This window comes from Pseudomonas sp. CP-1, from assembly GCF_021213715.1.
GTDB classification, from domain to species: Bacteria; Pseudomonadota; Gammaproteobacteria; order Pseudomonadales; family Pseudomonadaceae; genus Pseudomonas; species Pseudomonas aeruginosa.
The window spans coordinates 44029-67243 of sequence record NZ_JAJQKY010000001.1 but is presented as its reverse complement, the minus strand read 5'-3'; the positions used below and the strand labels follow the sequence as shown (position 1 = coordinate 67243).

Genomic DNA, 23215 nt, shown 5'->3' with positions numbered 1-23215 from the left:
TCCATTGTGCGATCTGGTGTGGCAATTCGGTTCCCTCCGGTTTTTATGATGGCGGGATGATATCCGAGCTACTTGCCACGAACTATGATCGTGCGACCTATAAGTCCATCGAGAACAAGGATGAACCAATGACCGACTACTTCAGTGACCGTGAGCGTGGAGCTCGGCCCCGAACGCAGCAGGAAATGTGTCCGGTAGCATGGGCCGGCATCGTTGCGCTGGTGGAGGCCCTTGCAAGCAAGGGAGCCTTCGGGCACAGCTATCCGGAGCAATGCTCAGATGGGGGGGCAGTTTGTGGCAACGATGTCCAGAGCCTGCAAAGGGCCATTGAGGCCGAGCTTCATGGCCTTTCATGGCCGTTGCAGACCCAGCAGGACTCCTTGGATGAGCCAAACAGCTATCGAAGCGAAATGGTGCCCTGGTGCCCACCTACGTTGCTTGCGCTCGACTTCATTGAGTTTGTCTGGCGAAAGGTCGCCAAGCCCATCACTGTCGGAAAGTACCACGACTACTACCGGCATCATCATTTGATGTTTGACCAAGATAGTGGACGAGCCGAGTTTCACGAGGAAGTGAATCTCATCCTTGCGCGAAATGCCCTGGCCTACAAACTTAGCGCGTATGGCGAGATTCAGCGTGTGCTACCTGCCGTGATTGGGGAGGCCTTGGCTAGAGCGTATTTTCGTACGGGGGATTCGACGCTAGACAACATGCTGAATGAAAGCAGGGTGAAATTCTCCGACCCCAATCCATTGATCCGTCGCGAGGCCTTGGAGCGCCTGTTCGACTCGTGGGAGCGGATCAAGTCCATGGCTGACAAAGACAAGTTGACTTCTATCACCAAGATATTGGACCAATGTGCAACAGAACCGCGTTTTCGGGCGATGTTAGATGACGAGGCGCAGAAGCTTTCGCGGATTGGAAACGATCATTTGTTTCGCCATCACGAGGTTAGGCAGGAGCCGGTCATTGATGTCCAACAGGTTGACTATCTCTATCACAGATTGTTTGCCATGATTGAACTGGTCATTCGCAAGAACGTGGGATGAAGTCGGTAAGTATGCCGAGTTCGGTCCTTAGGGCATGCTGAGAATGCCATGAACACAAGCAATTGCGCAGGAGCCAGTAGTGGGAACCATTATTGATCTTACGGTTGGAGATGTTTCGGTCGATTGGAGCAAGAACTTCCGAGGCAATGATCATGGCGCTCTGTTCCAAGAGCAAGATCGGCAACGCTTGCATTCTGAGCAGGCCGACGATGATGACGAGGACCCCGACTCAGCTTCGAGCCATAGAAAAATGGTGTTTGCGCGACCTTTGCGTACGCTAGCTCCAAGATTGGAACTACTTGGATATCGCATCGAGACGGTCAGCCATATCTACGAGCAGATGGCAAAGAACTGGAAAGACTACCAGACCGATTATGACAATCAAGATCAAGAGATTGTGGAGCCTCTAAGTTTCTCGGAATTTTTGGCTTTTGTGCGCAGCTTTCCGATTCAGGAACTAGACGGCCGATTCGTTGACGAATATGACGAGCGAGGAATGCGAAAGAGAAAAGGGCGATTCGCGGACTTGGATTGCGTCGCGCGCATCCCTGCGAACCCGGACCAATCGTCGAATGCCTACTCCGAACGTAGCTACTTCGGGGGGCTTATCGACTTTTTAAGTCCCTACGCTGCGTTGAGACTGCTCGCAGAAAATCCTGCCAACTTGGATCAGAATGTGGTTTGGAACTATGGCGACTTGGTTGATGCGGGCTGGGCCGACGCATCGGAGTTCATGCCTTGTGCCAGACGCGAACAGACCATCCTAATCGCAACCGAAGGATCGTCCGATGTCCACATATTGAAGCGCGCAATTGAAGTGCTGCGTCCGGAAGTCGCCGACTTCTTTCGGTTCATAGACGTAAGTGAACGCCATCCATTCTCCGGTACTGGCAGCTTGGTCAAGTTTGCCGAAGGCTTGGCCAAAATTGATGTGCAGAATCAAGTCATTGTCCTCCTTGATAACGATGTCGAGGGGATCGGTGCGTACGAAGCAATTCAGCGATTCAAGCTGCCACACAATATGCGTACGTTACTCTTGCCCGATTTGGAAGAGTTCCGAAAGTTTCCCGCTCGTGGTCCTGAAGGGATTACAGAATGCGACATTAATGGTCGTGCCGCTGCGATTGAGTGCTATCTGGACCTGAACCTAAAAAACTACGGCCCCGCCACCGTCGTATGGACGAATTACAAAGCGGAAAGAGGGGTGTACCAAGGGGCACTGGATTTCAAGGATACGTACACGAAGGCCTTCCTCGATAAAACTCCAGAAGAACTACGGTCTGAAAACTACGATACTCGGAAGCTTGACAAACTGTTATGCGCCCTCATTGAAGAGAGTAGCCGACTAGCAGCGTCCGTTTTCTGCTCCAAGAGATAGAAATGTGTAAAGCGAACGTTGCACACTGGAAGTGGGTGTGATCGCTATGCCTGTGGGCCCGAGGTCCTGATGGCGGACTTGCTAGGAATATAGCGAGCCGGGCTGACAAGGCAGTTCGACGGGGAGGCAAGTCTATATAGGCGCACACCGCCGGGCATCGAAGCATCCTTTCAGGCGCGTGACGGCGACGGCACGCCGAGCCGGTCTGCGCGAACAATGGTGGGGCCGATGAAGACCAGCCTTCTTTGAGATGAGCCTGGCCCGTAGTGCTGCATCTTGAAGTACGGTCGACGCCAATGACTGGATACCTCACGCCCCCCAGATGTGCCTGGCTCTGACAGATCCGTCATTGCGTCCAGCAATGCCGGTCCCACGATATGTCGGTCATACAGTTCCTCAATCTCCGCCAATCGCTGCTCGCGTTTTCGCCTGCCCAGGCCAGCGAAGTTTCTGGGTGCATCGCTGTAGGCTCGATCGTGGATGACATGAGCATCGCGGACTGCCAGATAGAGCAGCATCTTGATGGCGTAGTCGAGTGCGTCCCGCCAGTGCTGCAGGACGTGTTCGAACTGGGACTTCTTCGCTTGGAAGGCCTCGTCCAGCAATTCGCGGATTGTTCGCTCGGGGTTGGCGAGCGACAGTTCGATGATGTCCATGACCACACTGCGCTCCTTGTTCTTCTCGTGTGTCCAGGTCACGCAATTGACGGCGGAGTCGGTTTGGAAAATGACAATGGCTTCGTATCCACCAGGCTGAGTCCAGCGACTGGGCTCGGGGATGATGCACAGCGCTTGGTCGGGTAGCCGAAGTTGGCCAATGATGACGTCGTCGGCCATGTAGCTCGCGTCAAGCAATCGGTGCAATGACGCGCTGGGTTCGTAGAAGACCCCGCCGCGTGCATCGAACGCCTGCCACACGACGCTATGAACCCCCTGGAGTGCCAATTCTTCCGAGGTATAGCCTGCTGCCCCATTTGGGAACAGCCCGGTAACAATCTCACCGTAGAACTTGATCAGTGTTGTCATGGCCCCGTCGGCAAGTAGCGACGATAGGTTTAAGTCGGAACCGGCTCCGTGACGAAAAGAGCGCCACGTGGCTAATGCGCCTGTGACGCGATAGCGGATGGGGGCAGGCAGGCGCGCGTACTGGGGGCTGTTGGTTTCGATGCCCTTTGTCAATGCATCCTGCAGCAACTGACGTGGCGAGTTTTGCCCCGGTGTTGCGCTGGACGGGTCGATCAGTGGTGAGCGCTTGCGCTGCTTGCGGTACTGGGCCAGGAAGGGCTTGTCATGCTGAATCTGCAGATATAGCGCCGCTTCGTGCAGCCTCACCCTGTCGCTCCATCCAAATTCGAAGTGGATGCTTGTAGCCGCAGAGAGCCTGATTCCGGCAGAGGGTGACGTGGCGCTCATCCACGCGGTGAGCTCGGTACGCAGGTAGTCCCACCGGTCCAGGCTCCCAGCAGCGGCCACGTTGCCAGTTGCCATTGCAGTTGCCGGTAGAGCCAGGTATCGGGACGTCCGCGCTTTTGGTGGCGCAGAATGCCGCCGCCGACGAAAATTCCGAGCGCAATGCCCAACACGATGAAAGTCGGTGCGAGGGCAATCGTCGAAAACAGCAGCGACAGCGGCGTGCCGAGCAGCAACCCGAGTGAGCCGGACAGGCCGCAGCAGATCCACAGCTCGTCCGCAGTAAGACCCCGAACGACCACCGGCTGGCGGTTGAGCCGGTGGGGCAGGAAGACCACGGTGCCATCCGCCCGCACCATGTGGTGTTCGGACATGACGCCCCCTTTACAGGATTCCGGTGGCTTCAGTCAGCAGCCAGATGCCGATGACCAGCAATACGGCGCCGATGGCAACCGTCAGCCCGAACTGGCCCCAGGTCTTCTTGCCCGTATGGATCTCTGCGTAGGTGCCGTAGGCGTGATAGCAGACACCGATGAACATCGATGCCACGACGAGCAGAGCTACGAGCATCACGATGTCGTACCCGTAGTTGCGGATCGTCTGCATGATGCCGCTGCCCTTGCCACGCGAAGGGTTTTCTAGTTCTGGCAGACCTTGAGCGACGGATGCCAGCGGCATAGAAGTCAGGCTGACGGCAATTGCAGCGCGCTGCAGGAGTTGGCGTGGGGAAAGGCGAATCCACATGACGAGGTCCTTCGATCAAGACAGCAGGAAGTACGTCAGCACCACGTACATCGCCAGAAAGCGGACGATGACGCCGAGGAACTGGCGTTGATTGATGCGGCTCTCTGCCCACCCCACATAGGCGGTGCGAATTGCCCAGACGCCCCACAGCAGCAGCACGGCCAGCACGGCGCCGAGCAACACCGTCGACAAGGCCTGAGGTGCGACGCCGCTGTTGGCCTGGAATGCGGTCAGTTGTGCGTTGGTCATGAGCGCTCCTCCGGTTGGAAGGGGGACTCGGCGCGGTACCGACCGGGCAGTTCGTCCGGCTCGCGCGGTTGGGCACGGGAGGGAGAGAGGAATTGCTCGATACCGGCGCGCACTCGGGCCAGATCAGCGAGCAGACGGGGGTAGTCGAAGTAATAGCGTTCGCCGGGAGCGACCGAGGCTGCCGTCGAACTATCCTCAACGATGCGCTCCAGAGCTTCGAGCTGCCGTTGGGCGGCTGCCAGGTCTTCGCGCTGTGCGGGAGGGGCTGCGACTACGTTGCTCGCCATTGCCAGCAGGGAGGCAAGGACCACGCACACGCAGCTGGCGGTAGAGTGGATTCGAGTGGCAGGCATGGGAGGCTTCCCCTGGTCAGATCAGCAATGGAGTGATCGTGGGGAAGAAGGCGTGCCGCGGCCGTAAACAATAGGAATCTGGAGAGACCGGATTGTTTACGTTGGACCGACCGGTGCGAGGGAGAGCCGGTTTGGCCTGTTAGAAGCGAGAGTGCCCCTCGATATCGGTCCCAGGCGTTGATGGGCCAAAGGCAGCGGGCAGGCGGTCGAGCGGCTCGGACACCAAGACGGGTTCGATGAGCATGTAGCGCCCCGGACGTATCAGCCAGAGGTTCTCGTAGGCAGGCAGACTATGTCCGGTCTCCGGCCTCTGCCGCCGCGTTCGTGGGATGCGGTGCTGCAGCCGCTTTGCGCGGCGCCAGAAGCGCTGTGACAGACAGGAAGGCCGCCTGGGCCGGCTCTCTGGTGCAGTGAGCCGATGCCTTCACAGGACTTTGCTCCGCGGTCAGAGAAGCATACGAAAGGCGAGCGCCCTTATTTGCCGAAACCCCGTAAGGCAAGTAGCCGGACCTCAGCTTGTGGCGCGTTCGGTGAGGACACTGGTGCGGGCACTAGCGACCGGGTTTGAACGCCAGGAAGTCCTCCATGGCGTGGAACTCCAACTGCTTGGCCTTGCGAGTGGGAGACAAGTACGCCGCAATCTCGTCAAAGATGGCATCGGGGTCCTTCAGGTCTGTATCTGTGTAGACAATGATGGGGATGCCACGCTTGCGGAAATAGGCCTTGAGCTTGCGCATCTCCTTCTCAAAGTTTGCCTGCGCCTCTTCATTGATTTGCTTTTGGGTCTTTTCGCGGGTGCCCTCCAGCCTGCCATGGGTTGACCAGGGCGAAAGCTCGAATCCGACCTTTGACAGGGTAAAAGGATCAATGATGGTGAAGTCGAGGCGATGCTCATGGCGCGCCACCTTTCCACCATAGCGCAGCTCTGGAATCAGTAGCGGCACATCCAGTGGGTTCTCGCTATTGAGCACGAAATTGCAGTAGCGGCTGGCAATCGCCTTTTCATGCTCGGAGCCTGAGTTGCGCACCAAGGTCTGGCGGAAAAATTTCAGGTATTGGTCGACGGAGTGGAAGTCCATGCGATCATCCTCATCCGGTATCACGAATCCGGTCTGCAGGATGTGGCCGATGGTCCAGTAGTTCGGTTTGAAATGTCGAATTTCACTCTTGTCGTTCTCCCAGGCTCCGTTCTTGAACCGGGGGGTTACCAAGATGCCGTAGGACGCATTCTTCTGACCTATCCATATCTCCGCATCCTCCACTTCCGGCCGCTTGCGGGCCAGAGCATCGAACTGACGCAGGTAGGTTCGAGTGAGGAAAAGCTTGAACCAACGACGCACCTTCTTGGAGTTCTTGATATGCGCGTGGGCGTCGTAATAGGGGTTGCCAGGCCGTGCGGCAGGTCCGAGGCCCTCCAGAACTTCGAGGAACCCGCGGAGATAAAGCGCGATGAACTGCTCGGGCGAATCGATTACTTCGTTCTTGATGTCGATGTACTCGGCGTGCTTCCCGCCATAAGTAGCGTTCAACGAATGCTCGCTGGGATAACCGGTGATTTCAAGGACGTCCTCCTTGAGTTCATTTATCTGCGCCGTGAGTTCGTTAATCTGGCGATTGCGCTGCGTTTTTACCGGGTCTCTGGGTGCCACCGTTCCTGTCCCTTTCCTTGGTCGTCACGCCGCGGGGTGTTCCTAGCCCGTAGCGCGGGGCTGGAGTGCGGCGATTCGCGGTTGAGAATCTATGGATTTTCGCACGCACGGGCCACTGGCACCACGCCAGCGTAGGGGCAAGAAGCTCCTTGTTGGACCGGCAAGAGCATCACTGGCCGGCGGGCTGCAGGGCGGGTACGACTTGCGCCGGATGCAATCAGCACAAGACGCCAGAGGTCCAATCCACGCCACTCCGCTACTCAAGGTTGCAGCAACTCCCAGCAGGCCAGTAGGGCTCTTTATGCGCTGCTCACAGCCCGTGCGTGGAAGCCGGTGCTAACGCCGCGGGGACTTCGCGCTACGCGTCGTGGCGGCTTGCGCCCGCGATTGTTCGGCAATACGCCGCATGGCGTCCAGGTTGTCGATGCACCACAGACCATCGATGCACAAGAAGCGGTCGGTCAGCACCGCTTCGAGCAACTGCGGAATGGTGGCCGAAAAGAACCCCGCTCCGCCGACGCAGGGTTCAGGATCCAATTGCAGATGCGCTACAGGGAGATCCGTAAGGCAAGGCCAGATGCCACCCTCGGGGGGAAATTTGCCTCCAAACTCTACGCGCAGGCGTTCTTTTGCCATGCTCTTGGTCAGGGTCATGTAGCGGTCGCGCCGCATCAACCACAAGGCTTTGATACCCTCGATCCGGTAGCGTTCCTGACGACGGCGATAATCGCGCAAGGACTGGTATGAGCGCTGGATCTCGACGGCCAGCTTGACACCATCGCGCTCCGCCCAAACGTCGGCCTGCCATCCTCCCAAGTTTCCGGCTCCAGACTCCTCCAAGGTGGCCCGGCAGCCAAGGTTCTCCAGCACGCTGCGTACCAGGATTTTCGCGGCCAGATGCCATTGGCTCTCTTCGGAGGTGCTACAGGCACCGCCAGCATGGGCAAAGAAGGGATGGCCGTTCGGACTGAGCTTTGGAACGGCGGGAGCCGGACAGCAGGGCATGAGCAATTCACCCATGTGATAGCTCGCTTGAAGCTCCATCCATTGGGCAGACGTCATCCGCAGGGCGTTGGCTACCCCGCGTCCATCAGCAAACCTAGCTTCTATCACCATTACCATTCAGACAAATCTCCATTCTCGACTGTCATGAGCAGGCAGTTTAGCGGCCGCACTGGCATCAATCAGACTTGTCGGTCCATTCAGAGTGCGTGCACGTCAGTGATGATTGCAGCTCCGCCGTTGTTGATCCCGTCGCCTACCGCAAGGACAAAATTCTGAGACTAAGGGACGCGCGAGCGCAACATTTGTCACAAGTTTGCGCGACGGCGCCCGCGTTCTGGCTAGTTGTAAAATTTGTTAGCCAGCGCGCTTCAAGATGCTCTTTTTTAATCGCCTCGAAAAGCCGGGATTTTGGTTGGCAGAATTGGGGTCAAATTGAGAGAAGCATGACGAAACTACGAATAGTCTTGGCGGATGACCACCCACTGGTGCTCATGGGGCTCGGTGACCTGCTCAAGCAAGATGTCCATGTCGCGTTGACCGCCACTGCCAGTTCTTCGACGGAACTTGTGGCGGAACTGATGAAGTCTCTTCCCGATATTGTAATCGTCGACTATCACATGCCAGATCCGCAGTATGGCGACGGCATTAAGTTCATCGGCTATTTGCTGCGGCAGTTCGTGGGCTTGAAGATCATCGTGCTGACGATGCTGTCGAATCCGTTGATTGTGAAGGCGCTTTACCAGGCAGGCGTCAAAGCCGTGGTCTTCAAGCAGGACAACCCTTCCGAGGTCTTCAAGGCCATACGATTGGTGTCGCTAGGAAATACCTACACTTCGCCGTCTTTCTCGGAGACGAACGTCTCACAGCAGGAGCAAGGGCTTCGAGAACGCTTCGAATCACTGACGCCGCGCGAGTTCGAGGTCTTGCGCTACTACGTTCAGGGAAACAGCCTGGCCGAAATCGCGGATCGACTGCGTCGCAGCATCAAGACAGTCAGTGCGCAGAAGATGACCGCGATGCGCAAGCTCAACGCCAAAAGTAATCAGGAGCTCTTGGCGTTCTGCCGGGATAGTAAGGTGTTTCAGCAATGAAAATGTGGTCGCTCGCCGTTGTGCCGTGCAAGAGTCTGAAGACGGATTCGATTGTTGCTGGGTGACGGATGACCAGGGCGCTGTGTTCGGGTTCATGCCTTGGGTCAAGGATGATGATGATTCGTCCAATCTACCCGGTGTCAATATGACATCGAACCTGCTTGGATCTGCTTGGACGTTAGTAGCCGAGGCTGGACGTGGTCGCTACCGACGTGTGAGAATCTAGTCCACGATGTAGTCCATTTTGGTTTTTGCATCGTTGGAAAGTTGTTGTTAATCAACTGGTTAGGAATTGGGTGCTGTTCCCTTCGCCCGCTCCAGATCCCAATGCAAAAGCCCCTGACACCAACCAGTGCCAGGGGCTTTCTGTTTTCAGGCTTTCCCCGCCTAAAGCCCGGGAAAGATCGGAAGCGCCCCATGGATTTCGGTGGAGGCGCAGCCGGAAGGTTCCTCTCCCTTACATCATCAGCGAGTAGGCCCGCTCCAACTGGTCCAGATCGATATCCAGAGGCAGCGGCAGGGGCGCTTCGCCGATGTGCTGCTCGCTCGCGAACTTCCCCTCGGCCAACACACGTGCCGGGTCGTTGAGGGCGAGGAAGTCACCCCCGTCGTATTCCCAGAAGTTCAGCGGGGAGCGGCCGGAGTAGGTTTCGTTCCAGCAGGCGACATACGAACGTTCGCCCAGGACTTTCGGACGGCAGGAAACGTAGGGTTCCAGATAGACCTCATGGGTGAGGTACAGGAAGGTGAGGTCATCCACGCGATAGGCCGGCGCTTCGCTGACCTCCTGAGGCTCCCCGTCCAGTTGCGCTTCGGGGTTCGCTCCCGGATCGACCGCTGCGACAGCGGAAAACCCATCCGCCCCCCCGGGCTCTCCCATGGCCATGCCTCCGCCGATGAACAGGGAAGCAACCACGACCAATAACTTCAACACGACGCGTCCTCGCCTGAAAATCGCGGAGATTACGCCGCCAACTTTTCAGGTATGCGATCAGGGTGGCCCGCAACCTTCCGCCCCGCCGCCCGATATCGGGCAATTCCTACACGACGGAAGACGCATCCACCTGGGCCCGCACCCGGCTCGTCTTCTCGCTCAGCGCTCTTTCACGGTGTTCCGCAGCGAATTAGTAATTATCTGTAGGAATAACTCCTCAACAGCCTCGTATCACTTCCGCTCGAGCCGAATCTCGACCAGCTTGCCATCGATGAAGCGCAAGTGTCGGTAGACGCCTCCACTGGGGCCATACACCCAGAATTCGGTGCGTGCAGCATTCAACTTGGGCACGCCGTTGTTGCGCAGGGCAGGCTCGTTGACGATCCTGCTCAGCGGTTGCCCGCACCGTTCCAGGACTTGCTCGACGCTGTCGCCCTCGTCCACCAGATGCGTGCCGCATCTCATCGAGGCGAGGGCAGGAATTGCCAACGAAGACATGAACAGCATCAGAGCCGTGCGAAACATGGATACCTCCCGCCTCCCCCGATAATGAAAGCGCGGACCGCCGCGGGGCGAGGCGAACTCCCTCACAAAGGCGCAAGCGTCGCACAGCGGCATGGCGACGCAGGCAGTTCCTTGCCGTCGCTTCGCCAGCTTCGTTAGACTGCCGCATCGCAGCACGCTTTCGTGGCTGCGCCCTCCCCGATCCGAGGCTTGCATGTTGGAGATAGTAGTCATCCGATAACCGCCACTTCGTCATCCCGCACGAGGTATCGCCGGTTATCTGCCTTCGCCATGGCTCGCACGCGCCTTTTCGCGCCGTGCGGCCGCGTTGTCATACCGATGATTACAGGTTCTACCGACATGAACGTTTCCAAGCCGGAACAACGGACGCTTCACGCCTTGGCCCAGGGCGGCCATATCGCCTTCCTTCGCGACGCTTCGGGCAAGATCACCCGCGTCGAGTGCTACAACCGCGACGGCCACCTGCTGCTCGACTGCACCCTGGCGGTGTTCTCCAGGCTGAAGAACAAGGGCCTGGTCCACTCCCGCCAGGGCAGGCCCTACCGGATATCCATGGCCGGGCTGAAAGCCGTGCGCCCGCAGGCGGACAATCGCTGACCCCCTTCCTTTTCCATTGCCCCCGCCGGGACAAGGCGGGGGTTCCGAGGAGTGCTTGCATGAATATTTCCATCCGTGCGGAAACGCCCGGCGACATCGACGCCATCGCCCGCCTGACCGAAGCCGCGTTCCGCAACGAAACGCATAGCAGCCATACCGAGCAGTACATCGTCGATGCCCTGCGCCGTGCTGGCGCGCTGACGTTTTCGCTGGTGGCCGAAGCGAACGGCCAGGTGATCGGCCATATCGCTGCCTCACCAGTGACCATCGATGGCGAAGCGGGCGACTGGTACGGCCTCGCGCCGCTATCGGTGGCGCCCGAGCGGCAGCGCCAGGGCCTCGGTTCGCAGTTGGTCCGGCGCCTGCTCGCCGAGCTGCGCATGCTGCCCGCGGGCGGCTGCGTGGTACTGGGCGAACCGACCTACTACTCGCGCTTTGGCTTTCGGGTGGAAAGCGGCCTGGCGTTGCCCGGCGTTCCCGCCGAATACTTCCAGGCACAGTCCTTCAGCGGGCGCATGGCGCGAGGAATAGTGGCCTTCCACGCCGCATTCGACGCCAGCGGCTGAGCCGGAACGATAGCAGCCGCTATGTCGCCCCCTGGTCGCGGGCTCAATCGAACTGGGTGCCCTTCTGGATCAGTTCCACCTTGTAGCCGTCCGGGTCTTCGAGGAAGGCGATCACGCTGCGTCCGTGCTGCATCGGCCCGGCCTCGCGGGTGACCCGATAGCCCAGCGCCCTGGCCCGGGCGCAGGTGACGGCGGCATCCTCGACTTCGATGGCCAGGTGGCCGTAGCCATCGCCCTGGGTGTAGCCGTCCCGGTCCCAGTTGTGGGTCAACTCCAGGGCAGCGGCCGCGCGCTCGTCCTGATAGCCGACGAAGGCCAGGGTGAAGCGGCCTTCAGGATAGTCCCGGCGCCGCAGCAGGCGCATGTCCAGGGCCCGGGTGTAGAACTCCAGCGCGGCCTCGAGATCGGCCACGCGGAGCATGCTGTGCAGGATTCGCATGAAAATTCTCCGTGGAGTCCGGCGGCGAGCCGCCGGAGCGGGAATCAACCCTCGACGCGGTAGCCCTTGAACAGGAAAAGCGGACCGAAGGCGTAGCTGTCGATCAGTTCATAGAAGCGCGCGATGGTTTCGTTGCGGCAATGCTGGAGGAACGCCGCCTCGTCTTCGTACACCTCGTCGAGGTAGAAGCGGTTGCGGTTGTTCTCGTCGCGGATCACCTCGAAGCGCAGGGTGCCCGGTTCGTTCTGCAACGAGCCATTGGCATCGAACAGGCCTGCCGCGGCGAACGCTTCGCGCTTGTCGGAGGGAACGTCGAACTGAACCAGTACGTGGTAGGTCATGGAATCTTTCCTCGTGAAATGGGTTGGAAGCGATCGCGAGGTCCATGCTAGGGTGGTCTTTCACTCATTAAAAGTAATCAATAATCAGCAAATCACTCACTTAAAGAGAATGATGTGAAACTCTCTCAACTCGGATTCTTCTGCGCGGTGGTCGAACGCGGCACCATCGCAGCCGCGGCCGAACAACTGCATTGCGTGCCGTCGAACATCACTACCCGCTTGCGCGAACTCGAAGGACAACTCGGCGTAGCCCTGTTCAATCGCGAAAGGAATCGCCTGCTGGTCACCCCCGAGGGCCGCCTGCTGTACCGCCACGCCACGCGCCTGCTGGCGCTGGCCGACGAGACCGCCGCGCTGTTCGCCGGCGACCAGGCGCACGGCGCGCTACGGGTCGGCGCGCTGGACGTGGCCCTGGCCAATCACCTGCCCCAGCGCCTGGCCCGCTACCGCCGCGAGTCGCCGGGCGTTGAACTGCACATCCGCCCGGAGCATTCGCTGCTGCTCGAGCGCCTGCTGATGGAGGGAGAGCTGGACCTGATCGTCACCGACGGCCCCATCGAACACCCATTGCTGGCCAGCCGCCTGGCCTTCCGCGAGCGCCTGTTGCGGGTCACTCCCGCCGACCTGCCGGCGCCCACTCCCGAGGACCTCGCCGGCCTCGAACTCTATGTGTTCGGCCACACTTGCCACTACCGCCGCCAGGTCGACCGCTGGCTGGCGGAGAGCGCTATCCAGCCGCGTGCGACCCTGGAAATCGAGTCCTACCCGAGCCTCTTCGCCTGCATCGAGGCCGGTCTCGGCTTCGCCTGCGTGCCGGAGAGCTTCGTTGCACGCATGCCCTCCACGCGACGGGATTTCCATGCCGAACCGGTAGCCGGCCTGGACTCCAGCGATATCCATTTCGTCTGGCGCAAACAGCAAGCCTCGCCGCTGATCCAGGGCTTCATCGACAGCATCGGCGCCGACTGACGCCAACGAACGATGCCGCAACACAAACGCACTCGGAAAAATCGGTAACAGCGGAACCACTGCACAGACCAGAGAAAAAGCCGCCACCAACCAGGCCTGGCGGCGACACCGGAAGTACCCTCGGCGGCCGATTGCCGAGCCGATCCCCTCCCTGCCCCCTGGGTTTTCCGACGAAAGACCTTGATTCGTGGGAGGTAGGGTCGTCTCCGCTAGATACCCCTCAACCCTGCGTGCGGGCTCCATGCCCGAGCGCCTTGGCGAGATTTGCCCATAGAGCCATCACTTATGACTGCGACAGACAGAACGCCCCCGCCATTGAAATGGCTCTGCCTCGGCAACCGTGATGCGAACGACGGATTCGAGCTCTTCGCCCATGGCATCTATGCGAGGAACGGCGCGTTGGTCGGCAGCAAGCTCTCCCTGCGCGAACGGCGCCAGCGCGTCGACCTGTCGGCCTTCCTTTCCGGCGCACCGCCGCTGCTTGCCGAGGCGGCGGTCAAGCACCTGCTGGCGCGCCTCCTGTGCGTGCACCGGCACAACACCGACCTCGAACTGCTCGGCAAGAACTTCATTCCCCTGCATGCCAGCAGCCTGGGCAACGCCGGGGTCTGCGAGCGGCTCCTGGCCTCGGCCAGGCAATTGCAGCAGCACCAGGTCGAACTCTGCCTGCTGCTGGCCATCGACGAGCAGGAACCCGCCTCGGCGGAGTACCTGGCGTCCCTCGCCCGGCTACGCGACAGCGGCGTGCGCATCGCGCTGCACCCGCAACGCATCGATACCGACGCTCGCCAGTGCTTCGCCGAGGTCGACGCCGGCCTCTGCGATTACCTGGGCCTGGACGCGCGCCTGCTTGCCCCCGGCCCGCTGACGCGTAACCTGCGCCAGCGCAAGAGCATCGAGTACCTGAACCGGCTGCTGGTGGCACAGGACATCCAGATGCTTTGCCTCAACGTCGACAATGAGGAACTGCACCAACAAGCCAACGCACTCCCCTTCGCCTTCCGTCACGGCAGGCACTATTCGGAGCCTTTCCAGGCCTGGCCGTTCAGCAGTCCGGCCTGCTGAACGCCGACGTGGCTGCCAGCCGTCACGCCAGGCTGGCCCGCTATCCCGCCAGGCGCTACCCTTGGCGGTTTCGACGGACAGGGACGACGGTCATGGGCAACTATTTCGAGAGCCCCTTCAGGGGCAAGCTGCTCTCGGAACAGGTCAGCAACCCGAACATTCGGGTGGGGCGCTACAGCTACTACTCCGGCTACTATCACGGGCATTCCTTCGACGACTGCGCCCGCTACCTGATGCCGGACCGCGACGACGTGGACAAGCTGGTCATCGGCAGTTTCTGCTCGATCGGCAGTGGCGCCGCCTTCATCATGGCCGGCAACCAGGGACACCGCGCCGAATGGGCATCGACCTTCCCCTTCCACTTCATGCACGAAGAGCCGGCCTTCGCCGACGCCGTGAACGGCTACCAGCCAGCCGGCGACACGCTGATCGGCCATGACGTCTGGATCGGTACCGAGGCGATGTTCATGCCCGGCGTACGGGTCGGCCACGGAGCCATCATCGGCAGCCGCGCGCTGGTGACCGGCGATGTCGAGCCCTATGCCATCGTCGGCGGTAACCCGGCCCGGACCATTCGTAAGCGCTTTTCCGATGGCGATATCCAGAACCTGCTGGAAATCGCCTGGTGGGACTGGCCACTGGCCGATATCGAGGCAGCCATGCCGCTGCTGTGCGCCGGGGACATCCCCGCCTTGTACCGGCACTGGAAACAGCGCCAGGCCACGGCCTGACGGTTGGACGAAGGAGGTCGAGGATTTTTCTCGGGCCCGATGGCCTACCCTCTATGCTTCCAACGGTGTACTGTCGCGATGCCTGGCCATCCAGGCATGCGTGCCAGAGCTACTCCAGCGACCGTACCGGCGGAGCGAAACGCTGTATTTCCGCCAGCCCGTGCCGCGCACCGATCGCAGGACTTCATGACCGACGGCCCCCTGGAACGGCTACCGGGCAAGACGAGTGACAAGAACGACACATGATTGAAGAAGCCACTTCCAGCAAGCACTCAGGCACGACGGACACCCCGCTGGTATCCGTCGTAGCGCCCTGCTTCAACGCGGAAAAGTACCTGGAAGAAGCCCTGCGCAGCATCTACGAGCAGGACTACCCGAATTTCGAAGTGATCATCGTCGACGACGGTTCCACCGACAACAGCTACGCCATGCTGGAGCAGTTGCAGAAAGTCCACGGTTTCCAGCTCTACCGCCAGCAGAACCAGGGCGTCAGCGCAGCGCTGAACTTCGGTCTGCAACACGCCCGCGGCGACTACGTAGCCACGCCGGACCTGGACGACATCATGCTGCCGCACTCGTTGAGCGTGCGCGCCGCGTACCTCGACCAGCACCCGGAGGTCGGCTGCGTCGGCGCCCTGGTGATCTACATCGACAGCGAAGGCCAGGAAACCAAGCGGCAGAACGGCAATCGCATCCGCCAGCTGGACTTCGACTACTTGCTCGGCAACGCCTACGTCTGCGGCGCCCCGGTGTCCCTGTACCGCATGGAGGCCCTGCGCGCAGCCGGCTTCTACGATCCCGAGATCAAGGTGCAGGACTTCCAGATGACCCTGCGCATCGCCAGCCAGGGCTACCAGATCCACAAGCTGCCGGTGCTGGTCACCCGCTACCGGCGCCACCCCGACAACCTGTCGCGGCGCTACAAGGTGCTGCTCGATGCCGACCTGCGCACCATCGCGCCCTACCAGTCGCATCCCGCCTACGAGCGCGGCCGCACGGAGCTGGTCAACAAGGCCCTGAAGTACGCCGTGGTCGCGGACAAGCGGCATGCCTGGCAACTGCTCCGCTCGCTGCCGCTGCGGCAGTGGAACCGCACCACCTTCCGCCGGTTGAAGCGCTTCCTTCTCCATCACGAGAGCTGAGTCCGTCACCGCGAAGATTCGTCGTGCATGGGCTATACCTCCCGGATACACCTTGGTTTCGAATCGCCGCCCGACAACGGGTAGGCCGGCCGCTTGACGCCCGCGGCCGTTCTTCGAGGGAGCTTGAATGACCGCGCTGCACGACCTTCCGGGAACCCGCCTGCTGGCACTGTTCGCCCGCCGGGAACTCTCGCCTGGCGAGTACTACGAGCATCTGCTGGCCCACATCCAGCGCTGGGAACCGCATCTCAACGCGCTGTATCGCTTCGACCCGCAACGGGTTCGCGAACAGGCCGCGGCGGCCACCGAGCGCTGGCGCAAGGGACAGCCCAAAGGCCCGCTGGACGGGCTGCCGGTAACCATCAAGGAGCTGATCGCCACCGCTGGCGAACCTATCCCATTGGGCAGCGCCGCCACCGCCCTGCAACCCGCGCCCTGCGACGCGCCGCCGGCCGCTCGGCTGCGCGAAGCCGGCGCGATCGTCCTGGCCAAGACTACGGTTCCGGACTTCGGCATGCTTTCATCCGGCCTCTCCAGCTTCCACGGAGTCACCCGCAATCCCTGGAACCTGGCCAACAATACCGGCGGCTCCAGTTCGGGCGCGGCAGCGGCGGCCGCCGCCGGCTACGGACCGCTGCACCTGGGCACCGACATCGGCGGCTCGGTGCGACTGCCGGCGGGCTGGTGCGGCCTGGTGGGCTTCAAGCCAAGCCTCGGGCGGATCCCCATCGACCCTTACTACACCGGTCGCTGCGCCGGTCCGATGACCCGCTGCATGGACGACTGCCTGCTGCTGATGCGTTACCTCGCGCAGCCCGACGCCCGCGACGCCACCAGCCTGCCGCCGGAAGTGCTGGACTGGAGCGCCGAGCCGCTGTCGGTGCGCGGCCTGAGGGTCGGCCTGCAACTCGACCCCGGCTGCGGCCTGCAGCCCGACGCGGAAATCCGCGCCGCGATCGAGGCCGCGGCGCGGCTGTTCGAGGAGCACGGCGCCCAGCTCAGGATCGTCGAACCGCTGATGGACCGGAGCCTGCTCGACGGCCTGAACGACTTCTGGCGCGCCCGCCTGTGGAGCGAACTGCTGCTCCTCGACGAGACGCGGCGGGCCAGGGTGCTGCCCTATGTCCACGCCTGGGCCGAGGGCGGCGCACGGGTCAGCGGGGTCGATGCGGTGCGCGGTTTCAACCAGACCTTCGAGATGCGCCGGCGCGCCGCCCGGCTGTTTGGCGAGATCGACCTGCTGCTGACGCCGACCAACCAGGTCGAGGCCTTCCCCGCCGACTGGGCCTCGCCGCTGAACGATCCGCAGCGGCCGTTCGAGCACATCGTCTTCACCGTGCCGTGGAATATGGGCGAACAGCCCGCGCTCTCGATAAACTGCGGCTTCACGGCCGCCGGCATGCCGATCGGCCTGCAACTGGTCGCGCCGCGCTTCGCCGATACCTGGCTGTTGCGCATCGGCAAGACCTACGAAGGCTGGCGCGGTCCGATCCACGGCTGGCCACGGCCGCCGGCTGACTGAAGCCGGCAGCCGCTCGTCGCTCGGCTCCAGGCCTGAGTGTTTCAGTCGTCACTCCGAGAGGGCCTTCGCCATGCGCTCCCCCACCCGTCCCCCGGCGGCCGCCGATCCGGCCAGCCGCCGCAGCGTCTTTGCCGTGGTCCTCGGCAACGCCGTGGAATTCTTCGACTTCGGGGTCTATGCCACCTTCGCGGTGATGATCGGACGGACTTTCTTCCCCTCCGACAGCGCCTTCGTCAGCCTGCTCCTGTCGGTCACCGCGTTCGGCGTCGGCTTCGTCATCCGCCCCCTCGGCGCGATCCTTATCGGCGCCTACGCCGACCGCGCCGGGCGCAAGCCGGCGATGCTCCTTACCCTGTTCCTGATGGCGCTGGGCACCGGCGGCATCGCGGTGCTCCCCGGCTACGACAGCATCGGCCCGGCCGCGCCGCTGCTGCTGGTGTTGACCCGCCTGCTGCAAGGCCTGGCCTGGGGCGGCGAGGCCGGGCCGGCGACCACCTACATCCTCGAGGCGGCACCGCCGCACAAGCGCGGCACCTACGCCTGCTGGCAGGTCGTGGCGCAAGGCATCGCGGCGGTCGCCGCCGGGCTGATGGGCTACCTGCTCACCCTCTGGCTCGACGAGCGCCAACTGCAGGAATGGGGCTGGCGGATTCCCTTCGCGGCCGGCCTGCTGGTCCTGCCGATCGGCCTGTACATCCGCCTCAACCTGGCCGAGACCTTTTCCGGACGCGGCCGCCAGGCCAGCACCCGGAGCCTGCTCGGCGAGTTGTTCGGCAATCATCGGCGGGCCCTGCTGCTCGGCCTGCTGATCCTCTCCGGAAGCACCATCACCCAGTACTTCCTCAACTACATGACCACCTTCGCCCTTACCGAGCTACACCTGCCGGCGGGCATCGCGATGCTCTCGACGCTGGTCGCCGGCGCCGCACTGGCGCTCTCGGCGTTGCTCGGCGGCGTGCTCTGCGACCGCTACGGGCGCCGCGCCGTGCTGATCCTGCCGCGCCTGGCGCTGCTCGCGGTGCTGTTCCCGGCACTGCAGGCAATGACCCGTCACCCCGAGCCGGCAGTCTTCCTCACCGTCCTCGCCCTGCTCTCGGCCCTGCATGGCATGAGCGGCGCGGCGCTGATCGTGCTACTGGTAGAAAGCTTCCCGCGGGCGCTGCGCTCCACCGGTTTTTCCCTGGTCTATGCGACCGGCGTCGCCGCGTTCGGCGGCACCGCGCAGGTCGTGGTGACCTGGCTGATCGGCGTCACCGGCAATCCGCTGTCGCCGCTGGGCTACCTGCTGCTGGCCAACCTGGTCTGCCTGGGTGGGGCCTGGCTGGCCCGCGAGACCTGGCCGGGTCGCGGGGACATGGGAGGCGCGCCGCTGGTGCTGCGCGACTGAGAACTTGCGCGGTTCGTTCAAGCGCCGCCGGCCTGTCGCGAGCGACGCTGGGGACCTCATTCATCCGGAGGTCCCACCATGCAGTTCTTCCTGCGCTACGCCTACGCGCCCCTCTTCTGGTCCGGCTTCATCGGCCTGGCGACCTGGCAGGTCGGCTATCGCCAGGCTTCCCACGCCTGGCTGGTCGCCCTGTTCCTCGGGGCGCTCGGCCTGTCCTTTCTCGCCGAACGACGACTGCCCTACCAGCCACGCTGGAACCGGCCGCACGCCGACCGCCTGCGCGATGTCCTGCACGCGTCGGTCAACGAAAGCCTGAACGCACTTGGCATCCTCGCCCTGCCACTGCTGGCCGGAGTCCTGGGCTTCTGGCCGGTATGGCCGCAGGCCTGGCCGCTGTGGCTGCAACTGCTGCTGGCGATCGTCCTGGCCGATCTCGGCATCACCCTGGTGCACTACGCCAGCCACCGTTCGGCGCTGCTTTGGCGGCTGCACGCGGTGCACCATAGCGTGCAGCGCCTGTACGGTTTCAACGGGCTGATGAAGCATCCCCTGCACCTGGGCCTGGAAGCGCTCGGCGGCACCCTGCCGCTGTTGCTGCTCGGCGTGCCGCAGACGGTCGCCGCGCTGCTCGCCTTCGCCATCGGCATCCAGTTGCTGCTGCAACACAGCAACGTCGACATGCGCATCGGCGGGTTACGCCATGTGTTCGCCTGGGCACCGCTGCATCGCCTGCACCACATCCGCTACGGGCGCGCCGGCGACGTCAACTTCGCGCTGTTCTTCAGCGTCTGGGACCGCCTGCTCGGCACCGCCCTCCATCGTCCCGACTACCGCCTGGACAGCACCGACATGGGCATCGGCGACCAGCCTGACTATCCCCGCGACTATGCCGGCCAGTTGCTCGCGCCATTCCGCGACCTGCCACGCAGCAGGCACGTCCCACAGCCGCCGGAAGGATTGGGGCGTTCAGCCGGCCAGGCGTAGGTGCGGCAGCGACAGGCCGGCGCGGATACCGAGCAGGCTGCGTACGCTGCGCGACAGGTGCGCGGCGTCGGCGAAGCCGGCGTGATGGGCCGCCTCGGTCAGGCTGCGCCCCTGCAAGGCCAGGGCGAAGGCCAGGTACAGGCGGCGCCAGAGCACCAGGCGGCGTACCGACAGGCCGACCTGGACGGCGAACAGCCGCTCCAGTTGGCTCAGCGAAAGACTGGCGCTGCGCGCCAGTCTTTCCGCCTCGACCCGCGCCGCGAGTTGCTCGTCGAGCGCCGCCAGGGCCTTTTCGACGCGGCGGTCGAGCCGTCGACGAGGCAGCCGCGCAAGCCGCCCCAGCAACGCCTCGGGCTCGCCGGGAGCGTCCTCGAGAAGCTGACGCAGGTCGTCGCTGTCGAACGCCAGCGGCTCGGCGTACAGCGCCAGCAACGGCTGCGACGCGTCGACGCGATGGGCTTGCAGCGAGGGCACCAGCAAGCGCCGGGCCTCCAGTACCTGGCCAGCGACGCGCACCCGCAGCGGCGTCTCCGCCAGCAGCAACTGGTGGGCATAGTGCGCGTGCTCGCGGGTATCGCCGTTGACCCCGGCGAACAGCGCGTGGTCCCGCGCCAGCCAGACCTCGCCCTGCCAATGCCGCTCCGTCATCGCGTACCTTCCGTCAACCGTTCCGTGGCGAAACGGTGTCGGCTATGGCGACCGCCGTCAAGCCCGCAAGGTCAGCGTCCGAACCAGTCGCGCCGATCGTCGAAGGCGTGCTCGATCAGATCGAGCAAGGCACGCACCTCCACGCGGTTCTCCGCTTCCGGCTGCACGCTCATCCAGACTTCCCGCCGCATCGGCTCGTCGAAGACCTGCGGCAACGCCGCCAGGTTGCGCTCCAGGCGTCCGGCGTAATGCGGCAGCAGGCCGATGCAGGCGCCCCAGAGGATCGCCTGTAGCAGCAGGTCGTGGCTCTGTACCTCGATCACTCCCGACTGGCGAGCCGCCACCCGCCGGTTCCAGGGCGCCAGGGCGGCGCTGGCGGCGTGGCCGTGGAGCTGCGCCAGCAGGTAGTCGTCCAGCTCGTCCTCGCTGGCCGGCCGCGTGCGCTCGCGCGAATAGCGCTTGCCGATGTGCGGCTGGTACTCCAGCTCGGCGATGCGCGCCGGTGCGGCGAAGTGGCCTTCCATCGGCGGATGCGGCTGCCCCGGATCGGCGATCCAGATGGCGATCTCCGCCGGCCCTGCGCTTTCCGGCCAGCCCTCGCGCAACTCGGCGAGGGCTACGCGCAGGTTGGCGTTCTTGCGCAGGTAGCCCCACAGCTCGCGACTGAGCACATCGTGCAGGACGCTTTCGGCCACCGCCAGGCGCACCAGCGGCTGTTGCCGGTGAAGATCGGCGTGGCTCTGGCTGTCCTCGACCAGGCGCTGCCCGGCGGCCTGGACGATGCGGCCCTCGCGGGTCAGCGAGAGGGCGTTGCCCTCATGCACGAACAGATGCAGGCCGAGGCGCTCCTCGAGCCGGGCCAGGGTCTTGCGCAGCAGCGTCGGCTTGACGTCCAGGCTGCGCGCAGCCTGCATGAAACAGCCGCAACGGGCGGTGACCAGGAAGAAATGCACCACCTCCAGGGAGCCGAACAGCTCGTGCCAATAGGCACGGTCGTCGCGTCCCTGCGCGGGCCTGAGCAGTGCCGGGCGCTGCCCGGCGGACTCCGATAGGGCCATGCTTCCTCGCTAGCGTCCAGGCATGAGGCGGATCCGCAGTTCGATCGGCTGCGGCATGTGTTCCGGCGGCGGCAGGCGCAACGAACGGTCCATCAGCGCGCGCCGCAGTTCATTCTCGATCGGCTCGGCGTCGCTGCGCAGGCAGGCGAGACGGACGATCCAGCCGCGTTCGTCGAGCCAGACCCGCAGGTCGATGTCGGTATTCGGCAACTGCCCCGCCGCGCGCCGCGACTCCAGGAAGGCCAGCAGCCGCGGCGCGGTTTCGGCGTCTTCGCCCAGGCGCTGCTGGACCTGCTCGCCGAGCCATGCGGCATAGGCGCCCCAGAGCCGCTGGCGTTCGTCGCGGAACCGCTCGGGCTCGCCGAACAGCCAGCTGCGCAGGTGCCGCCAGCGGCTCGCGCGCGGCCCACGCCTGGCCTCCGGGATGCCGTCCATCAGTGCAGTTCCGCCAGGGTCTTGCCGAGCAACGCGCCGTCGATGCTCAGGGTAGCGTTGTTCACCAGGCCATCCAGGTAGGCCTTGGCGATCTGCTCCTGGCGTTGCGCGCGCAGGCTTTCGCGCAGGCGACCACGGACCTCGTCGAGGGTGGCGAGGCGGGCGTCGCGACGCTCGGTCAGCTTGACCAGGTGGAAGCCGTTGGCGCCCTGGATCGGCTCGGACACCGCGCCGACCTTCAGCCGTTCCAGCGCCGGACGGATCGCCGGCAGCAGTTGCGCCTGCGCCAGCAACCCACCGATGTCGCCGCCGTTGCGGGCGGTCTGCGGGTCGTCGGAATGCTTGCGCGCCAGTTCGGCGAAGTCGCCGTCCGCGGCCTGCCGGTAGAGTTCCTGGGCGCGCTTGCGCGCTTCGGCAAGCCCGCCGGCCGCAGAGGCGGCGATGAAGATCTGGCTGACCCGGTACAGCGCCGGTACAGCCAGTTGCGCCTTGTTCGCCTGGTAGGCGGCCTGCAGTTCGGCATCGCTGGGGTAGTCCTCGGGCACCGTGCTCACCGACTCCAGGTAGGTACGCAGGACGATCTGCCGCGCCGCCGCATCGATCAGCGTCTTCACCTGCGGACGCTGTTGCCAGTCCTGGGCGCTGGCCTGTTCGTAGAGCGCCTTCTCGGCCAGTCGCGCACGCATCCAGCGTTCCATCGCGTCGCGGTTCTCGCTCAACTGCGCGCGGGTTTCCGCCGGCACCTCGGCCAGCAGCGCCTTCAGTTCGTCCGGCGCCACCTGCAAGGCACCGAGGCGGGCCACCGCGGGTTCCGCGGCGGCGCTGGCAGATGGCTTGGCAAGCGCGGCCTGGGCCTGGCCCGCGCCGCCGTCCTCGCGCTGGCCACAGCCGGCGAGAACGGCAAGCGCGAACGCCAGGATGCCGCAACGAAATGCCGGCCGCATC

General features: G+C 63.2%; 27 protein-coding genes. 12 read left to right on the top strand and 15 right to left on the bottom strand.

The annotated features are described in order from the left end of the window. Positions 1-128 precede the first annotated feature (128 nt). Together LT948_RS00285 and LT948_RS00280 are read left to right on the top strand one after the other, a co-directional pair. Entirely contained in the window at positions 129-1049 is a 921-nt protein-coding gene (locus LT948_RS00285) for an AbiJ-NTD4 domain-containing protein (RefSeq protein ID WP_033995193.1), read from the top strand. A 79-nt stretch (positions 1050-1128) separates the two neighbouring features. Next, positions 1129-2427 (top strand): HEPN/Toprim-associated domain-containing protein, encoded by a 1299-nt coding sequence (locus LT948_RS00280; RefSeq protein ID WP_033995195.1) that lies wholly within the window; start codon positions 1129-1131, stop codon positions 2425-2427. A 170-nt stretch (positions 2428-2597) separates the two neighbouring features. Here LT948_RS00280 and LT948_RS00275 read toward each other — a convergent pair whose 3' ends face one another. The 7 genes from LT948_RS00275 to LT948_RS00245 all read right to left on the bottom strand — a co-directional run bounded on the left by LT948_RS00275 (position 2598) and on the right by LT948_RS00245 (position 7851). Further along, complete coding sequence (locus tag LT948_RS00275; RefSeq protein WP_052150772.1) at positions 2598-3758, bottom strand: hypothetical protein; 1161 nt, start codon at positions 3756-3758, stop codon at positions 2598-2600. A 77-nt stretch (positions 3759-3835) separates the two neighbouring features. Continuing rightward, positions 3836-4210 carry a TIGR03750 family conjugal transfer protein gene (locus tag LT948_RS00270; RefSeq protein WP_033995201.1) on the bottom strand — a complete coding sequence of 125 codons (375 nt, stop codon included), beginning with the start codon at positions 4208-4210 and terminating at the stop codon, positions 3836-3838. Between the two features lie 10 nt (positions 4211-4220). Then, on the bottom strand, positions 4221-4580 hold the full coding sequence (locus LT948_RS00265; protein ID WP_033995203.1) for a TIGR03745 family integrating conjugative element membrane protein: 360 nt from the start codon (positions 4578-4580) through the stop codon (positions 4221-4223). A gap of 15 nt (positions 4581-4595) precedes the next feature. Beyond that, on the bottom strand, positions 4596-4829 hold the full coding sequence (locus LT948_RS00260; protein ID WP_033995205.1) for a TIGR03758 family integrating conjugative element protein: 234 nt from the start codon (positions 4827-4829) through the stop codon (positions 4596-4598). Next, positions 4826-5182 (bottom strand): integrative conjugative element protein, RAQPRD family, encoded by a 357-nt coding sequence (locus LT948_RS00255; RefSeq protein ID WP_052150773.1) that lies wholly within the window; start codon positions 5180-5182, stop codon positions 4826-4828. Before LT948_RS00255 ends, LT948_RS00260 begins: the two co-directional genes overlap by 4 nt. A gap of 551 nt (positions 5183-5733) precedes the next feature. Next, the gene (locus tag LT948_RS00250; RefSeq protein WP_033995207.1) at positions 5734-6831 is read right to left on the bottom strand and encodes a hypothetical protein; all 1098 of its coding nucleotides are present in this window, start codon (positions 6829-6831) and stop codon (positions 5734-5736) included. 336 nt (positions 6832-7167) lie between these two features. Beyond that, positions 7168-7851 (bottom strand): competence protein CoiA, encoded by a 684-nt coding sequence (locus tag LT948_RS00245; RefSeq protein ID WP_232197070.1) that lies wholly within the window; start codon positions 7849-7851, stop codon positions 7168-7170. A gap of 428 nt (positions 7852-8279) precedes the next feature. Here LT948_RS00245 and LT948_RS00240 point away from each other — a divergent pair, with 428 nt between their 5' ends. Continuing rightward, a complete protein-coding gene (locus LT948_RS00240) occupies positions 8280-8927 on the top strand; it encodes a response regulator transcription factor (RefSeq protein WP_033995209.1) in 648 nt (215 codons plus the stop codon). Positions 8928-9384: 457 nt separating this feature from the next. Here the strand turns inward: LT948_RS00240 and LT948_RS00235 are convergent, their stop codons facing one another. Both LT948_RS00235 and LT948_RS00230 read right to left on the bottom strand, forming a co-directional pair. After that, positions 9385-9861 carry a hypothetical protein gene (locus tag LT948_RS00235; RefSeq protein ID WP_023434603.1) on the bottom strand — a complete coding sequence of 159 codons (477 nt, stop codon included), beginning with the start codon at positions 9859-9861 and terminating at the stop codon, positions 9385-9387. A gap of 231 nt (positions 9862-10092) precedes the next feature. After that, positions 10093-10386, bottom strand: a complete 294-nt coding sequence (locus LT948_RS00230) for a DUF2845 domain-containing protein (RefSeq protein ID WP_020750424.1) — start codon at positions 10384-10386, stop codon at positions 10093-10095. 339 nt (positions 10387-10725) lie between these two features. Between LT948_RS00230 and LT948_RS00225 the strand changes: the two genes are divergently transcribed. Beyond that, positions 10726-10983, top strand: a complete 258-nt coding sequence (locus LT948_RS00225) for a YjhX family toxin (protein WP_003085431.1) — start codon at positions 10726-10728, stop codon at positions 10981-10983. 59 nt (positions 10984-11042) lie between these two features. Continuing rightward, positions 11043-11549, top strand: coding sequence for a GNAT family N-acetyltransferase (locus LT948_RS00220; protein WP_003110808.1), 507 nt, complete (start codon positions 11043-11045; stop codon positions 11547-11549). A gap of 43 nt (positions 11550-11592) precedes the next feature. On the opposite strand, the gene gloA is transcribed toward LT948_RS00220, so the two are convergent. Then, on the bottom strand, positions 11593-11988 hold the full coding sequence (gloA, locus tag LT948_RS00215; RefSeq protein ID WP_003098430.1) for a lactoylglutathione lyase: 396 nt from the start codon (positions 11986-11988) through the stop codon (positions 11593-11595). Positions 11989-12032: 44 nt separating this feature from the next. After that, positions 12033-12329, bottom strand: a complete 297-nt coding sequence (locus LT948_RS00210; protein WP_003085421.1) for a putative quinol monooxygenase — start codon at positions 12327-12329, stop codon at positions 12033-12035. Positions 12330-12443: 114 nt separating this feature from the next. Between LT948_RS00210 and LT948_RS00205 the strand changes: the two genes are divergently transcribed. The 7 genes from LT948_RS00205 (at position 12444) to LT948_RS00175 (ending at position 20129) form a co-directional block, all read left to right on the top strand. Next, on the top strand, positions 12444-13298 hold the full coding sequence (locus LT948_RS00205) for a LysR family transcriptional regulator (RefSeq protein ID WP_033995212.1): 855 nt from the start codon (positions 12444-12446) through the stop codon (positions 13296-13298). A 285-nt stretch (positions 13299-13583) separates the two neighbouring features. Next, positions 13584-14363: a toxA transcriptional regulator ToxR gene (toxR, locus tag LT948_RS00200; RefSeq protein ID WP_023092205.1), complete on the top strand. Its 780-nt coding sequence runs from the start codon at positions 13584-13586 to the stop codon at positions 14361-14363. A gap of 92 nt (positions 14364-14455) precedes the next feature. Next, a complete protein-coding gene (gene catB / locus LT948_RS00195; protein WP_014603252.1) occupies positions 14456-15094 on the top strand; it encodes a type B chloramphenicol O-acetyltransferase in 639 nt (212 codons plus the stop codon). A 242-nt stretch (positions 15095-15336) separates the two neighbouring features. Continuing rightward, positions 15337-16236 carry an alpha-1,6-rhamnosyltransferase gene (migA, locus tag LT948_RS00190; protein ID WP_003110804.1) on the top strand — a complete coding sequence of 300 codons (900 nt, stop codon included), beginning with the start codon at positions 15337-15339 and terminating at the stop codon, positions 16234-16236. 127 nt (positions 16237-16363) lie between these two features. Next, on the top strand, positions 16364-17758 hold the full coding sequence (locus tag LT948_RS00185; RefSeq protein ID WP_003116523.1) for an amidase: 1395 nt from the start codon (positions 16364-16366) through the stop codon (positions 17756-17758). A 70-nt stretch (positions 17759-17828) separates the two neighbouring features. Further along, positions 17829-19145: a citrate-proton symporter gene (locus LT948_RS00180; RefSeq protein ID WP_033990859.1), complete on the top strand. Its 1317-nt coding sequence runs from the start codon at positions 17829-17831 to the stop codon at positions 19143-19145. Positions 19146-19223: 78 nt separating this feature from the next. Then, positions 19224-20129 carry a sterol desaturase family protein gene (locus LT948_RS00175; RefSeq protein WP_003085391.1) on the top strand — a complete coding sequence of 302 codons (906 nt, stop codon included), beginning with the start codon at positions 19224-19226 and terminating at the stop codon, positions 20127-20129. On the opposite strand, the gene LT948_RS00170 is transcribed toward LT948_RS00175, so the two are convergent. The 4 genes from LT948_RS00170 to LT948_RS00155 all read right to left on the bottom strand — a co-directional run bounded on the left by LT948_RS00170 (position 20112) and on the right by LT948_RS00155 (position 23214). Further along, on the bottom strand, positions 20112-20777 hold the full coding sequence (locus LT948_RS00170) for a helix-turn-helix transcriptional regulator (protein ID WP_003085387.1): 666 nt from the start codon (positions 20775-20777) through the stop codon (positions 20112-20114). The genes LT948_RS00175 and LT948_RS00170 overlap by 18 nt on opposite strands. Positions 20778-20848: 71 nt before the next feature. Then, entirely contained in the window at positions 20849-21835 is a 987-nt protein-coding gene (locus LT948_RS00165) for a LysR family transcriptional regulator (RefSeq protein ID WP_003120804.1), read from the bottom strand. A 9-nt stretch (positions 21836-21844) separates the two neighbouring features. Continuing rightward, a complete protein-coding gene (locus LT948_RS00160) occupies positions 21845-22270 on the bottom strand; it encodes a hypothetical protein (protein WP_003110838.1) in 426 nt (141 codons plus the stop codon). Then, a complete protein-coding gene (locus LT948_RS00155; protein WP_003098445.1) occupies positions 22270-23214 on the bottom strand; it encodes a peptidylprolyl isomerase in 945 nt (314 codons plus the stop codon). The genes LT948_RS00160 and LT948_RS00155 overlap by 1 nt, the downstream gene beginning before the upstream one ends. Between the last annotated feature and the right edge of the window lies 1 nt (position 23215).

Bases quoted from the DNA above. Each gene is read 5' to 3' on its own strand.
- LT948_RS00285 (WP_033995193.1), top strand. From the start codon at position 129: ATGACCGACTACTTCAGTGACCGTGAGCGTGGAGCTCGGCCCCGAACG.
- LT948_RS00270 (WP_033995201.1), bottom strand. From the start codon at position 4,210: ATGTCCGAACACCACATGGTGCGGGCGGATGGCACCGTGGTCTTCCTG.
- LT948_RS00265 (WP_033995203.1), bottom strand. From the start codon at position 4,580: ATGTGGATTCGCCTTTCCCCACGCCAACTCCTGCAGCGCGCTGCAATT.
- LT948_RS00260 (WP_033995205.1), bottom strand. From the start codon at position 4,829: ATGACCAACGCACAACTGACCGCATTCCAGGCCAACAGCGGCGTCGCA.
- LT948_RS00255 (WP_052150773.1), bottom strand. From the start codon at position 5,182: ATGCCTGCCACTCGAATCCACTCTACCGCCAGCTGCGTGTGCGTGGTC.
- LT948_RS00245 (WP_232197070.1), bottom strand. From the start codon at position 7,851: ATGGGTGAATTGCTCATGCCCTGCTGTCCGGCTCCCGCCGTTCCAAAG.
- LT948_RS00240 (WP_033995209.1), top strand. From the start codon at position 8,280: ATGACGAAACTACGAATAGTCTTGGCGGATGACCACCCACTGGTGCTC.
- LT948_RS00230 (WP_020750424.1), bottom strand. From the start codon at position 10,386: ATGTTTCGCACGGCTCTGATGCTGTTCATGTCTTCGTTGGCAATTCCT.
- LT948_RS00225 (WP_003085431.1), top strand. From the start codon at position 10,726: ATGAACGTTTCCAAGCCGGAACAACGGACGCTTCACGCCTTGGCCCAG.
- LT948_RS00220 (WP_003110808.1), top strand. From the start codon at position 11,043: ATGAATATTTCCATCCGTGCGGAAACGCCCGGCGACATCGACGCCATC.
- gloA (WP_003098430.1), bottom strand. From the start codon at position 11,988: ATGCGAATCCTGCACAGCATGCTCCGCGTGGCCGATCTCGAGGCCGCG.
- LT948_RS00210 (WP_003085421.1), bottom strand. From the start codon at position 12,329: ATGACCTACCACGTACTGGTTCAGTTCGACGTTCCCTCCGACAAGCGC.
- toxR (WP_023092205.1), top strand. From the start codon at position 13,584: ATGACTGCGACAGACAGAACGCCCCCGCCATTGAAATGGCTCTGCCTC.
- catB (WP_014603252.1), top strand. From the start codon at position 14,456: ATGGGCAACTATTTCGAGAGCCCCTTCAGGGGCAAGCTGCTCTCGGAA.
- migA (WP_003110804.1), top strand. From the start codon at position 15,337: ATGATTGAAGAAGCCACTTCCAGCAAGCACTCAGGCACGACGGACACC.
- LT948_RS00185 (WP_003116523.1), top strand. From the start codon at position 16,364: ATGACCGCGCTGCACGACCTTCCGGGAACCCGCCTGCTGGCACTGTTC.
- LT948_RS00180 (WP_033990859.1), top strand. From the start codon at position 17,829: ATGCGCTCCCCCACCCGTCCCCCGGCGGCCGCCGATCCGGCCAGCCGC.
- LT948_RS00175 (WP_003085391.1), top strand. From the start codon at position 19,224: ATGCAGTTCTTCCTGCGCTACGCCTACGCGCCCCTCTTCTGGTCCGGC.
- LT948_RS00170 (WP_003085387.1), bottom strand. From the start codon at position 20,777: ATGACGGAGCGGCATTGGCAGGGCGAGGTCTGGCTGGCGCGGGACCAC.
- LT948_RS00165 (WP_003120804.1), bottom strand. From the start codon at position 21,835: ATGGCCCTATCGGAGTCCGCCGGGCAGCGCCCGGCACTGCTCAGGCCC.
- LT948_RS00160 (WP_003110838.1), bottom strand. From the start codon at position 22,270: ATGGACGGCATCCCGGAGGCCAGGCGTGGGCCGCGCGCGAGCCGCTGG.
- LT948_RS00155 (WP_003098445.1), bottom strand. From the start codon at position 23,214: ATGCGGCCGGCATTTCGTTGCGGCATCCTGGCGTTCGCGCTTGCCGTT.